At 60.0% G+C, this 13071-nt stretch carries 9 protein-coding genes; 8 read left to right on the top strand and 1 reads right to left on the bottom strand.

Annotated features, from left to right (window positions below; genetic code table 11):
- Window positions 1-485 precede the first annotated feature (485 nt).
- Window positions 486-857, top strand: a complete 372-nt coding sequence (locus tag ACIPIN_RS26660) for a DUF6124 family protein (protein ID WP_401124060.1) — start codon at window positions 486-488, stop codon at window positions 855-857.
- 201 nt (window positions 858-1058) lie between these two features.
- Here the strand turns inward: ACIPIN_RS26660 and ACIPIN_RS26665 are convergent, their stop codons facing one another.
- The gene (locus ACIPIN_RS26665; RefSeq protein WP_401124062.1) at window positions 1059-2885 is read right to left on the bottom strand and encodes a glycoside hydrolase family 15 protein; all 1827 of its coding nucleotides are present in this window, start codon (window positions 2883-2885) and stop codon (window positions 1059-1061) included.
- Window positions 2886-3069: 184 nt separating this feature from the next.
- On the opposite strand from ACIPIN_RS26665, the gene ACIPIN_RS26670 reads away from it, so the two are divergent.
- The 7 genes from ACIPIN_RS26670 (at window position 3070) to ACIPIN_RS26700 (ending at window position 13053) form a co-directional block, all read left to right on the top strand.
- A complete protein-coding gene (locus ACIPIN_RS26670) occupies window positions 3070-4242 on the top strand; it encodes an MFS transporter (RefSeq protein ID WP_401124064.1) in 1173 nt (390 codons plus the stop codon).
- A gap of 68 nt (window positions 4243-4310) precedes the next feature.
- On the top strand, window positions 4311-5045 hold the full coding sequence (locus ACIPIN_RS26675) for a thioesterase II family protein (protein ID WP_401124066.1): 735 nt from the start codon (window positions 4311-4313) through the stop codon (window positions 5043-5045).
- Window positions 5046-5270: 225 nt separating this feature from the next.
- Window positions 5271-5987: an MgtC/SapB family protein gene (locus ACIPIN_RS26680; RefSeq protein ID WP_401124068.1), complete on the top strand. Its 717-nt coding sequence runs from the start codon at window positions 5271-5273 to the stop codon at window positions 5985-5987.
- A gap of 107 nt (window positions 5988-6094) precedes the next feature.
- Window positions 6095-7318, top strand: coding sequence for an EAL domain-containing protein (locus tag ACIPIN_RS26685; protein WP_401124070.1), 1224 nt, complete (start codon window positions 6095-6097; stop codon window positions 7316-7318).
- A 120-nt stretch (window positions 7319-7438) separates the two neighbouring features.
- The gene (locus ACIPIN_RS26690; RefSeq protein ID WP_401124073.1) at window positions 7439-8065 is read left to right on the top strand and encodes a response regulator; all 627 of its coding nucleotides are present in this window, start codon (window positions 7439-7441) and stop codon (window positions 8063-8065) included.
- The gene (locus tag ACIPIN_RS26695) at window positions 8066-11701 is read left to right on the top strand and encodes a transporter substrate-binding domain-containing protein (RefSeq protein ID WP_401124075.1); all 3636 of its coding nucleotides are present in this window, start codon (window positions 8066-8068) and stop codon (window positions 11699-11701) included.
- Between the two features lie 149 nt (window positions 11702-11850).
- Window positions 11851-13053, top strand: coding sequence for an EAL domain-containing protein (locus ACIPIN_RS26700; protein ID WP_401124110.1), 1203 nt, complete (start codon window positions 11851-11853; stop codon window positions 13051-13053).
- Window positions 13054-13071 lie beyond the last annotated feature (18 nt).

Consider the following 13071-nt stretch of genomic DNA (forward strand, 5'->3'; position numbering starts at 1 on the left):
CCAGGTCCCTCCCTCGATGATCAGTCGAGAACTATCGCTCCTGACGGAGCGATAGTCGAGATACAAGGAGCTGCCGCAGGCTGCGATCTTTTGGGGCTTTCATCATTAAACGCGTTTCGTCAGGTAGACCGGGTCATCGTTCATCGCTAGCAAGCTAGGCTCCTACAGAAGTGGTGCTGGCCGGGGAAATATCCGACGGGGTTTTAAGGTTGCGGTTAGGAAGGGCACGGGACTAGCCTTTGCGGGTCGCTGCCAATTCAGCGGCCGGGTTTGGTCACCTGTTCAATGTCAGGCGCATGAGCGCCAACCTAAGCATGTCGGCGCTTTTTTTTGCACTTGCCGTTATGCTTCGCGGTGGGCTGTGCGCGGGGCACTTTCGAGTGCGCCGGGTGCCTGACTTCCCGGTTGACCAACCTGCGTACCGCCCACCACCCATCGTTTGGTCACGATGCTGGTGAGCTTCATGAATGTCAGGAGTTTCAACCATGGTCAAGATCACCCCCAATCCCCCCGAAAACCCTAGCGTTTCCCCGTACGATTCTCTCGATTCCAGCAAGCTGCATGACGCAGCCGAGCGTGCGCTGGATTTCCACCTGCCGCCGTTCACCCCGCCACCGAAACTCGATACCCGGCCGGGTAAAATGTTTGTCGTCATTCCCGATGTTGATAACGAAACCCTGCTGGCCCACGCCAGCGAAACCCTGGCGTCGGTGAATGTGTTGGCTAGCGATCTGGCTTTCGAACTGGAAGGCTCGCGCCGCCATGTGGCGTTGGCGATTCAGCAGATGGTGGTGCTGGGCGAGTTATTGGTGAACCGTGCGCTGGATAATTTCGATCCCTACGACTCGGACGCGTAGAGCACAACCTGTGGCGAGGGAGCTTGCTCCCGCTGGGGCGCGAAGCGGCCCAAAAAATGGGACTGCTACGCAGTCCAGCGGGAGCAAGCTCCCTCGCCACAGGTTCAGTATTCGGCTTAACTGATCGGCATTAGGCCAAGCCCCTCGCCACAAGGGATTGTCTGTTGTCAGATGGTCCGCGTCAGGTCTGTCACCAGGACCTCATGGCTGCCAGTAGCTCTTTTCCCCACTCAACTTCCGATCGAGAAAACTCGCCGCGCTGATCAGTGCCAGATGGGTCAGCGCTTGTGGCGTGTTGCCCAGGTGCCGGGCTTGGCTGTCGAACTCTTCGGCGTATAGCCCGAGCGGGTTGGCGTAGCGCAGCAGTTGTTCGAACTCCAGGTGCGCTTTTTCGACCTGACCGGCGCGGGCCAGGCATTCGACGTACCAGAACGAGCAGGCTGCGAAGGCGCCCTCGGTGCCGGCGAGGCCATCGATCTGGCTGTCGTCGTTGTGGTAGCGGTAAACCATACCGTCGCGCACCAGGGTTTTTTGGATCGCTTGCAGGGTCGACAGCCAGCGCGGGTCCTTGGCGCTGACGAAGCGCACCAGTGGCATCAACAGCATCGAACCGTCGAGCGCGGTGCCGCCGATGTGCTGGACGAAATGCCCGTGTTCGGCGTTCCAGAAATTGCTCCAGATGTCGGCGTAGATCGCTTGGCGGGTCTGATCCCAGCGGGCGAACGGGGCGGGCAGCGAGCGTTTCGAGGCGAGGCGGATGGCTCGATCCAGTGCCACCCAGCACATTAGCCGCGAATGCAGAAAGTGGTGCTGCTCGCCGCGCATTTCCCAGATGCCGACGTCTTTTTGCTGCCAGGTATCGCAGACCCGATCGACCACCTCTACGGTGTGCTGCCAACCTTCATGGGAAATGGCTTCACCGTACTTGTTGACCAGGTACACCGCGTCCATCAACTCACCGTAAATATCCAGCTGAACCTGATCGTAGGCCTGATTGCCGATACGTACCGGTTTGGCGTTGCCGTGACCGGACAGGTGCGTGAGCTCGGTTTCCGGCAGCTCCTGACGACCATCGATGGCATACAGGACGTTGAGCTTCATCGGTTTGCCCCGGCAGTCGCTGACCCGTCCGCGCAACCAGCGCATATAGGCATTGGCCTCCTCGATGAAGCCCAGGCGCATGAAGGCGTAGACGGTGAAGGAGGCATCGCGGATCCAGGTGTAGCGGTAGTCCCAGTTGCGGGCGCCGCCGGGTATTTCCGGCAGGCCGAAGGTCGCGGCGGCGAGGATTGCGCCATGTTTGCGCGAAGTCAGCAGTTTTAGCGCCAGCGCCGAGCGGTTGACCATTTCGCGCCAGCGTCCGCGGTAATTGGATTGACCGATCCAGTCGCGCCAGAACTTCAGCGTGCGTTGCAGGCACAGGTCGCTGTTTTCATCCTTGAAGCGTGAGTCGTCGAGGGCTCCGAGTAAGAATTCGGCGCTCTGTTCCTGCTCGAGGCTGAACGTGGCGACGGCTGCATTGTGTGCAACCTGCATCGGCTGATTGGCGCGCAAGCGTAAACCGGGTTGGTGGGCGGCTTCGAAGCAGATGTCTGCGTCGTCGGCCCGCGCCGTGGTCTGCGCTCGGGCGTAGTCATGGCGCACCGCGCAATGCAGGTGGAAGGTTGCGCGACCACTGACCACCCGCACGCGACGGATCAACAGGGGCAGGTTCTCGTCGCTGTCGCCGACGGGGAGCAGGTCGGTGATTTCCACTACCGCCTGCTCACTCAGCCAGCGGGTTTGCAGCACGTTGGTGTCGGGCAGGTAGATTTGCTCGCGTCGGGCATCGGGCAGGTCGGGTGCCAGTTGGAAAATCCCGGCATCCGGGGTGTCCAGCAATGAGCAGAAAATCGACGGGCTGTCGAATTCCGGCCAGCAGAAAAAGTCCACGCTGCCCTTGTCGTTGACCAGCGCAGCGCTGCGCATGTCACCGATGATGCCATGGGCGTCGATGTCGCTTTGTCGCTCGTTGTGATGATCAACCATGGCCACATAACTCCGGATAGAGACTCACATCAGTCAGCTTTGAAGAGAGGGCTTTACTAGGTGACTGGCGCAAGGTGCTTGAGTTCATGTGGGGGCGGGTTTATTTGTAGTTCCGCGTCGCCAGGCTTTTTACTACAGGGACGCTTTATGGCAAGTTGCACGCCCCAGCAGAGGATGGAACCCGATGGCAAACCCTTATCGAGCATTGTTCAGTGCCCCAGGCAGCCGCGCCTTTGTGCTGGCGGGAATGGTTGCGCGCATGCCGATCTCGATGACGGGCATCGGTCTGATCACCATGCTCTCGCAGTTGCAGGGCGGTTACGGTTTGGCCGGATCAGTAGCGGCAACCTTCGCCTTGGCCACGGCGTTTTGCGCGCCGCAGGTATCGCGCATGGTCGACCGTTTTGGTCAGGGGCGGGTGCTGCCGATTGCTGCCGTGGTCGGCGGCGGGGCGTTGTTGTTGCTGTTGCTCTGTACACGATTACAAGCGCCGAACTGGACGTTGTTTGTATTCGCCGCACTCGCCGGTTGCATGCCTAGCATGTCGGCGATGGTCCGGGCGCGCTGGACCGAGCTGTATCGCGGTCAGCCGCAGTTGCACACCGCCTATGCCCTGGAGTCGGTGCTGGACGAGGTGTGTTTTATTGTCGGCCCGCCGCTGTCGGTGGGGCTGTGTGTGGTGGCGTTTCCCGAAGCCGGGCCGTTGGCGGCGTTGCTGATGCTGGCGATCGGAGTGACCGCGTTTGTGTTGCAGCGCAGCACCGAGCCGCCGGTGCATCCGCATGACGAAGATCAACCGGGCTCGGTCGTCGGCTCGGGGGATATACGCCTGTTGATGCTGTTGATGGGCGCCATGGGCACCATCGTTGGGGTGGTGGATGTGGTCAGCGTGGCGTTCGCCCAACAGCAAGGCCAGCCGGCAGCGGCGAGTATCGTGCTGTCGGTGTATGCCATCGGCTCGTGCCTCGCCGGGTTGGCGTTTGGTGCGTTGAAATTTAACGTGCCGTTGCCGCGTTTGTTCCTCTACGGCGGGTTGGCAACGGCGCTGACCACGCTACCGTTGCTGATGGTAGGGAACATTCTCGGGTTGTCGCTGGCGGTATTTGTCGCCGGGCTGTCTTTCGCGCCGACATTGATTGTCGCCATGGCGCTGGTCGAGCGCATCGTGCCGCCGGCCAAACTCACGGAAGGCCTGACCTGGCTGATCACCGGGCTGAGCATTGGCGTGGCCATCGGTGCGGCCGGTTCTGGCTGGCTGGTGGATGCCTTCGGCGCGCGCAGCGGTTTCTGGCTGTCGATTGTGGCGGGGGCCGTGGTGCTGGGCTCGGCAGTGCAAAGCTTTCGACGATTGACCTGATGGGAGCCGACTAATTTGTGCAGTGCGCCATCCGTTCTCTGTGCAGATAACTTGAGTGAGGGAGTGCGGTGGCCCAGCTGACACTGCTGTGCCTGCCCTATTCGGGCGCCAGCGCCATGGTCTACAGCCGATGGCGGCGCAAACTGCCGGAATGGGTGCAGGTCAAACCGGTGGAGCTGCCGGGGCGGGGCGCACGATTTGACGAGCCCTTGCAGACCGACATGCGTCAACTGGCGATGCAGCTGGCCAGGGAGCAACGTTCGTCCTTGAAAACGCCTTATGCGTTATTTGGTCATAGCCTCGGCGCCTTGCTGGCGTGTGAAATGGCCCACGCTTTTCGGGTGTTGGGCGCGCCGGAACCGGTGGCGCTGTTCGCTTCCGGAACGGCTGCGCCGACGATGCGTTCGGACTACGACCGGGGCTTTTCCGAGCCCAAGTCCGACGTCCAATTGATCGAGCAATTGCGCAGCCTCAGTGGCACTAGCGAAGAAGTGCTGGCCAACCAAGAACTGATGAGCCTGACGTTGCCGATCCTGCGGGCGGACTTTTTGTTGTGCGGACGTTTTCAACCGCCGGAACGGCCACGACTCAAATGCCCGGTGCACGTGTTCGGTGGCAAGGCCGACCGGGCCAGCACCGAGCAATTGATCGGCTGGAGCCAGGAAACCCAAGGCAGTTTCTCGGTGGACATGTTGGCCGGCGGGCACTTCTTCATTCATGAACATGAAGCCAAAGTACTGCGGGCGATCAAGGGCCATCTGGAGATTCACCATCGGCGACATGCGATGGTCGCCGTCGATTAATCATCGTTTTCAATAAAGATCGCAGCCTTCGGCAGCTCCTACGTTGGGACGGCATACACCCTGTAGGAGCTGCCGAAGGCTGCGATCCTTTTTATGTTTCATGCCCTGAACGTGCAGTCTTTGACATATTGATGCTCGCCTTGATGTGGTATGTGTTTGGTGCCAGCGCCCAGGACGATCAAACCTTGTTCCTGCGAAGGGTTCAGGCTACCAAGGAGAGTGCCCATGCAAGCCATCGACAACATCAACCTGACCTCGCTGGTCGACACCCTGGTCAGCCTCAGCGCGGCGTTCATTCTGGGCGGATTGATCGGCTTCGAGCGCCAGTTCCGTCAGCGCACGGCGGGGCTGCGGACCAACGTGCTGGTGGCGGTCGGCGCGGCGATTTTCGTCGACATGGCTAACCGTCTCGGCGGTGCCGACGGGGCGGTGCGGGTGGTGGCCTACGTGGTGTCCGGGATCGGTTTTCTTGGGGCCGGGGTGATCATGCGCGAAGAGGGCAACGTGCGTGGCCTGAACACCGCCGCCACCCTGTGGGCCTCGGCGGCGGTCGGTGCCTGTGCTGGCGCTGACCTGGTGCTCGAAGCGGCGCTCGGCACCGTGTTCATCCTGGCGGCGAACACCCTGCTGCGGCCGATCGTCAACAACATCAACCGTCAGCCACTGGACGTGATCTCGGCCGAAGTCACGAACATCGTTTACGTCATCGCCCAGCGCTCCAAGCAAAAGGCTGTGTTTTCCCTGCTCGAAGCCGAACTGGAACGCAGCAACTACCCGGCCAGCGATGTTGACGTGCACGCCTTCGGCAACGATGAAGTGGAAATCGAAGCCACCTTGGCTACCACCTCGGTGGACGGCGACGAGCTGGATGCCCTCGTGGCACGGCTCTCCATTTCACCACTGGTGCAACAGGCGTTCTGGAGCCCGAGTACTACTGAGTGATGCTTTGTTTGGGAAATTTCCTACGTGGCGGCAGGATGGATCCTTCCTAAAAACACACCTCAGATCGCCAGTATTCGCGCCTCGGATTTTCAAAGTGTTTGAAGCCTATGAACTCTCCCCGTGTTCTGGTTCTGGATAATCAGGGTTTTCAGCGCGATGCACTGATCGACATGCTGCAACGGCTGGGCGTGCGCGATGTGCTGCTGGCCAGTGATGCCGAGCAGGCGTTGGAACAGCTTCACGTGTCGGGCGGTGTCGATATCGTGCTGTGTGATCTGGCCGGCCGGCCCCTTGAACGCCTGGAATTCCTGCGGTGTGCCAGTCAGTTGGGCAGGGTCCGCGCGGTTGTCTTGTGCAGTGAATTGTCACCGGAGTTGCACCGCGCCGTAGGGCAGATGGCTTCATTGTCAGGCCTGGAATTGCTCGGTGTGCTGAGTCAGCCGTTGCAGTTACGTTCATTGCATCTCATGCTCCACCGCTATAGCCATCGTCGACAGTTTCCGCCGGCCAAACCCGCTTCTTTGCAGGTATTGCCCAGCGAAGCCGAGGTTCGTCGTGGTTTGGGGCTAGGGCAGTTTCGCGCCTGGTTTCAGCCTAAAGTGGATTTGGCCAGTGGTGCGCTGGTCGGTGCCGAAGCGCTTGCGCGCTGGGAACACCCGTCCCGTGGCGTGCTGCTACCCAAGGATTTTCTGGCAGCGATGCTGGCTTACGACCTGATCGATGAGATGTTCAAGCACGTGTTCGAGCAGGGGCTGAGCCTGATGCGAATCCTCTTTCGTCAAGGCCTTGAGCTTGAGCTGGCGTTCAATCTGCATGCCTCACAGCTGGTCGGCAGCGAGTTGCTCGGTCATGTTCAGCGGACCTTGCAGTGTCACCAACTGCCGGGCTCGTCATTGATGTTCGAGCTGGCCGAGAACGGGTTGCTCGATCTGCCACCGGGCACCGAGGAAAACCTGTTGCGCCTGCGCAGGCTGGGTTGCGGTCTGTCGATCGATGATTTTGGCTCAGGTTTTTCGTCGCTCAAACAGTTGTGCCATTTGCCGTTCAGTCAGATCAAACTGGAGGGTGAGTTCGTTCAGAACCCTCTGGCGCCGCACAACCGGGCGATCATTACCAGCACCCTGGCGCTGAGTCGTTCGTTGAATATGAGCCTGGTGATCGAAGGTGTCAGCAGCCAGGACGTATGTGATGCCTTGATCGCCATGGGCTGTCAGACCGGTCAGGGTTATTATCTGGCACGTCCCATGACCTGCCAGGGCTTACAGCAATGGCTGGGACGCTCCGCGCAGGCCCCAAGAGGCGAAGCAGCGGACGCACTGAAAGGTCCGTGAAAGTTCCTACACTGCACTCAGGGGCCTGTCCTTTGAAGTGACGCGTGAAGGGCGGACTTTCTTTTCAGGCAGGGACATTTTCCCCTTCGGCCTGTTCTGGCCAGTCTTACAGAGGTTTGTATGTATAAAGCGATGGTTGTGGACGATCATCCGTTCATTCGATCTTCAGTCAAGACGCTTCTGGAGCAACAACATTTCGAGGTGATCGCCGAGGCGGGCAATGGTGCCGATGCCGTGCAACTGGCCCGTGAGCACGCGCCGGACCTGATTATTCTCGACATAACGATGCCAAAACTTGACGGCCTGGAGGTCATCAGCAGGATCAGCGCGCTGCGCCTGCCGAGCAAGATTCTGGTGCTGACGTCGCAGGCGCCGCAGTTCTACGCCATGCGCTGCATGAAGGCGGGCGCCGCTGGCTACGTCTCCAAGACCGAGGACACGGGCGAGTTGCTCAAGGCCATTTCGGCGGTCATGGGCGGCTACACTTTTTTCCCCAACCTGTCGTGCAGTTCGGTCCGTCGCAGCGATGTCCAGGCTACCGATCTTGAACTGATCCAGAGCCTGACGGACCGTGAGTTGACGATCTTGCAGCAGTTGTCCAATGGCCTCAGCAACAAACAGATCGGTGATGCCATGCTCCTGAGCAACAAGACCATCAGCACCTACAAAACCCGGTTGATCGAGAAGCTCAACGTCAAATCGGTGGTGTACCTGGCGGACTTCGCCAAACGTAACAATCTGATCTAGATGACCTTCTTTCGAAAGTGCCTGTTTGCGGTTGCGCTGGTCTTCTGGGCGCTGCCGGCCCGCCCGGTGCTGGCCGAGTCGCAGCCCTATCACCTGCTGGGCCGTTCCAGTGTCGAGGGTTATCACGTTGAACTCGACGACAGCGACTGGCTCTGGCTACGCAGCAAAGGCACGCTGGTGCTCGGTGCGTCGGCCCCGGAATACCCGCCGTTCGGCATCACCAACAACGGCAACGACTATGAAGGTCTGACGGCCGACTACGTGCAACTGCTGGGAGAGCTGCTGCACATCAAGGTGCAGGTGCAGCGTTACCGTTCGCGCGAGCAAGTCATCGAGGCTCTCAAGCAAGGGTGGGTCGATGTGCTCGGAACCGCCAACGCCTTCGAGGCTACGGATCCGCAGTTGGTGCTGTCCAGCGCCTATGCCGACGACCAGCCGACTCTGGTCAGTCGTATCGATGATTCCCAGGACCTGACTCCTGACCTGGCAGGCAAGCGGGTGGCGATGCTCTATCACTACCTGCCGCCTGCGCAGGTGCAGGCGTTCTACCCCAAGGCCCACCTGCAACTGTACCCCTCGACGCTCAGTGCGATCGGCGCGGTCGCATTTGGCCAGGCGGACGTGTACCTCGGCGACGCGATTAGTGCCAATTACCTCATTCTGAAAAACTACCTGAATAACGTCCAGTTGGCCGACTTCTCGCGCATGGAGGTGAACAATTTTTCCTTCGCCCTGGCGCGGGACAATCAGCGTTTGTTACGCATCGTCAATGCTGCGCTGGCGGTGATTCCAACGGAGGTGCGCCTGAGTATTCTGCGGCGCTGGAGTGCCGGTGGCGCAAGCCTTTCAGGGAAAAACCGGGTGCATTTCAGTGACAGCGAACAGCGCTGGCTGGACACTCATCCACGGGTGCGCGTTGTCGTGGACAGCGGATTTGTGCCTTTGTCGTTCTACAGTCGCGAGGGTGAATTTCGCGGTGTGGCTGCCGATGTTCTGGCCAAGGTTGCACTGCGTACGGGCTTGAAGTTCGATATACAGCAGGGCTCTTCGGTTCCAGAGTTGATCGACAGGATCAAATCGGATCAGGCGGATCTGCTCGTGTCCCTGACCCCCAGCCTCGAGCGCGAAGACACGTTGCGCTTCACGCGTCCCTACCTGAACACACCGTACGTACTGGTCAGCCGGATATCCGCCGACGCCCCGAGCACCTTGGACGAGATGATCGGTCGACGGTTGGCGCTGACCCTGGGCAGCCCGGTCAGAGAAATGGTTGCCGAGCGCTATCCGGGCGTTCGGCTACTGGTGGCGGACAACGCCCAGGCGGCCATGGCGATGGTCGCCAAAGGTGAAGCGGATGCCGCGATCAACCCCTTGATCATTGCGCGCTACATGATTTCCGGGCAGTACCGTGACCAGTTGCAAATCACCAGCACCGTCGGGACCTCATCGGCGCACATGGCCTTTGCTACGGCCCGCGGCGCGCGGGAGCTGTATTCGATTATGGATAAGGCCTTGTTCAGCATTCCCCCGGAAGAAATGGACGAACTGACCAATCGCTGGCGCAGCGAAGCCGTGGTCGATGACAGCTACTGGTTGCGCTACCGGTCGACCATCATCCAGGGCTTTGCCATCGCCGGGCTATTGTTGCTGGTGGCGCTAGGCTGGATCGGTTATCTGCGAGTGTTGATGCGCAAGCGTGAGCACGCCGAACGGGCGCTTAGTGATCAGCTGGAATTCATGCGCGTGTTGATTGATGGAACGCCCCATCCGATCTACGTCCGTGACCGCCAAGGGCGCTTGATGGCGTGCAATAACGGTTACCTGGAGGTGTTTGGGATCGAGCGCGACGCGGTCATCGGCAAAACCGTGATTGCCGGTGAGTTCAAGAGTGTGGCCGAGGCCAAGGCCTATCACGAAGAGTACTTGCTGGTGATGGAGGAGGGCCTGCCACGGGTGCGTGACCGGAAACTGACCTTGTCTGAAAACGATGTGCGAACGATCTATCACTGGATGCTGCCGTACCGTGGCAGCGACGGCCAGGTCAACGGCATGATCGCCGGCTGGATCGACGTCAGTGAGCGCCAGAGACTGCTCGAACAGTTGCGTGAAGCCAAGGATGAGGCCGATGACGCCAACCGCGCCAAAACCACGTTTCTGGCGACCATGAGCCACGAAATCCGCACACCCATGAATGCGGTGATAGGCATGCTCGAGTTGGCCATGAAAAAAGCCGATCAAGGGATCATGGACCGCTTCGCCATCGAAGTGGCTTCGGGGGCGGCGCGGGGGTTACTGGAGCTGATCGGCGATATCCTGGACATCTCCCGCATTGAATCCGGTCATCTGTCGCTGGCCCCCGAGCAGGCCAACCTGCGCGCGCTGGTGGAATCGGCGGCGCGGATTTTCGAAGGGCTGGCCCGGCAAAAGCATTTGCACCTGCTATTGGACGTGGATGCCAAGGCCAACTGCGACGTATTGATCGACCCACTGCGTTTCAAGCAAATCGTTTCCAACTTGTTGAGCAATGCGATCAAGTTCACGGCTGAGGGGCAGGTGCGCCTGAGTGTGCGGGTCCGGCCTGGCAGCGACGATCAGCGCCTGGTTATCGTGGTGCGTGTCGAGGACTCCGGTAGCGGCATTTGCGTGGCGGACCAGCAACGGCTGTTCAGTCCGTTCAGCCAGGCCAGCAACAACCTTCAATCGGCGCGCAGTGGTTCTGGCCTGGGGCTGATGATCAGTCGTACATTGTGCGAAATGATGGGCGGGAAGCTGGAGCTGTCCAGCGTGTTGGGGCAGGGCACGCAGATCGAGGTGACGCTGGAACTGCCCATTCTGACGCCTTTGGCCAGTGATACGAGGGTCAAGAGTCTTCCAGCACCCCAAGGCCAGATGTTGAACATCCTGGTCATCGACGACTACCCGGCCAATCGTCTTCTGCTGTCGCAGCAATTGACGTACCTGGGGCATCGGGTCAAGGAAGCGCAGGATGGTGCCCATGGTCTGCGGGCCTGGCGCAGCCAGCATTTCGATGTGGTCATCACTGACTGCAACATGCCGATCATGAACGGCTACGAGCTGGCCCGTGCGATCCGCGACGAAGAGCGAGCCCGGGGCATCGCGCCAGGGCTGATTCTGGGTTTCACGGCCAACGCTCAGCCCGAGGAAAAGCTCCGTTGCCGCGAGGCCGGAATGGACGGTTGCCTGTTCAAACCCATCAGCCTGCGTGATCTGGGCGCCCGATTGGCCAATGTGGCCCCGGACACCGTACCGGTGCCGACCGAAGAAGAGCGGCGCGAGCCGGGCGACGCCATCGACCTGACCAACCTTGAGCAACTGACGCGGGGTGACGAGGCGTTGATCAAGAGCCTGTTGGGGGATCTGGCCAGCAGTAATGAAGAAGACATGTCGCGGCTGCTGAAATTATTCACCCAACATGACTTGCCTGCACTGGCCGATCTGGCGCACCGGGTAAAAGGCGGCGCGCGGATCATCAAGGCACAAGGGCTTATTCACTGTTGCGAAAGTCTGGAAGCCGCCTGCGAGGGCTTCGATACCGAGCAACTGACGGCGGCCGTGGATGCCTTGCAACAGGCGATGGAACGTTTGGCCGAGACCTTGGAGCAGCTTGCAGGCTAAGCGCTGGTGTATTTCAAGGGGTCGAGGTCACCGATTCCGGAAATCAGCTTCTTTGGGATATTTCCTACAAGCTTTCAGACTGTTCCTAGTTAAGTCCTCGAGGTGTGCCGGGATAATTGCGTCATCTTTTTATGACGCGGGCCGCCGAGATGACATTGCCGATCAGGGTTCTGGGGCTTGAGGATCATTCCTTTGCACGTGCTGTCGCGGTCAACATGCTCAAGCAGTTGGGCGGTTGCGAGGTGTTCCAGGCCAGCGACGGCGCCCAGGCTCTGGCGGTTCTGCAAGACGTAGGCGCGGTGGATATCGCCCTGTGCGATCTGTGCATGGAGGGGATGGATGGTCTGGAGTTCTTCCGGCGCGTCGGACTTTCGGGGCTGGTCGGGTCGATCATTATCAGCAGTTCACTGTCGGCCGACTTGCGGCGTGCGGTACGCCAGATCGTTTCGCTGTCAGGGCTCAGGCTGTTGGGAGATATCGGTAAACCCTTGCATTCGCAGGCACTGGCACAGTTACTGGAAAAACACCGCAGTGGTCCTCGTGACGACTTGATGCCCGACCCGGTGCCCGAGCTGGCCTGCGAAAACGAGGTGCGAAACGCCCTGCGCGAAGGGCAGTTGCAGCCGTACTACCAGCCAAAATTCAACCTGTTGACGGGTGAAGTCTGCGGCGTAGAAGTGCTGGCCCGCTGGCTGCATCCATTCAAGGGGATCTTGTCGCCGGCCGTGTTCATGCCAGTACTGGAGCGCTTTGAGTTACTGGACGAGTTGTTGTTCACGCAGATGGACCAGGCGTTGACGCTTCAACGGCAAGCGCGGGAGCAGGGATTTACGCTCAATGTCGCCTTCAATTTGCATGCCCAGCAGTTGACCAATCATTACCTGACCTCCGCCATCAAAGGCATTCTGGCCTTGCACGATGCGCGCGGCTGCGGCCTGACGTTCGAGCTGACCGAAAGTGGCTTGCTGGAAGCCCCGGCCACCAGCCTCGAGAACCTGGTGCGCCTGCGAATGATGGGCAGCCGATTGTCCATTGACGACTTCGGCGCCGGGTTTTCGTCGTTGCAGCGTCTGTGTCAGTTGCCGTTCAACGAGATCAAGCTTGACGGTGAATTCGTACGCACACTGGACGACGAACCGCGTTGCCGGGCAGTCATCGGCAGCACCCTGGCCTTGGGCGAGGCACTGGGCATGTCGGTGGTGATCGAGGGTATTGAAACCGATGAGCAGCGCCAGCAGTTGCTGGAACTGGGTTGCACTCAGGGCCAGGGTTATCTGTTTGCCCGCCCCATGAGCGGCGCCGACTTGCTGCGTTGGCTGCAGGTGTCATCGTTGTCACAGCAAAAAAAATAAGCGCTGATGGAACTGTTT

It is taken from the genome of Pseudomonas sp. NPDC087697, from assembly GCF_044743155.1.
Taxonomy (GTDB): domain Bacteria; phylum Pseudomonadota; class Gammaproteobacteria; order Pseudomonadales; family Pseudomonadaceae; genus Aquipseudomonas.

Coding starts and splice junctions, on each gene's coding strand:
- ACIPIN_RS26665 (WP_401124062.1), bottom strand. CDS start 2,885: ATGGTTGATCATCACAACGAGCGACAAAGCGACATCGACGCCCATGGC.
- ACIPIN_RS26695 (WP_401124075.1), top strand. CDS start 8,066: ATGACCTTCTTTCGAAAGTGCCTGTTTGCGGTTGCGCTGGTCTTCTGG.
- ACIPIN_RS26690 (WP_401124073.1), top strand. CDS start 7,439: ATGTATAAAGCGATGGTTGTGGACGATCATCCGTTCATTCGATCTTCA.
- ACIPIN_RS26660 (WP_401124060.1), top strand. CDS start 486: ATGGTCAAGATCACCCCCAATCCCCCCGAAAACCCTAGCGTTTCCCCG.
- ACIPIN_RS26700 (WP_401124110.1), top strand. CDS start 11,851: ATGACATTGCCGATCAGGGTTCTGGGGCTTGAGGATCATTCCTTTGCA.
- ACIPIN_RS26685 (WP_401124070.1), top strand. CDS start 6,095: ATGAACTCTCCCCGTGTTCTGGTTCTGGATAATCAGGGTTTTCAGCGC.
- ACIPIN_RS26670 (WP_401124064.1), top strand. CDS start 3,070: ATGGCAAACCCTTATCGAGCATTGTTCAGTGCCCCAGGCAGCCGCGCC.
- ACIPIN_RS26680 (WP_401124068.1), top strand. CDS start 5,271: ATGCAAGCCATCGACAACATCAACCTGACCTCGCTGGTCGACACCCTG.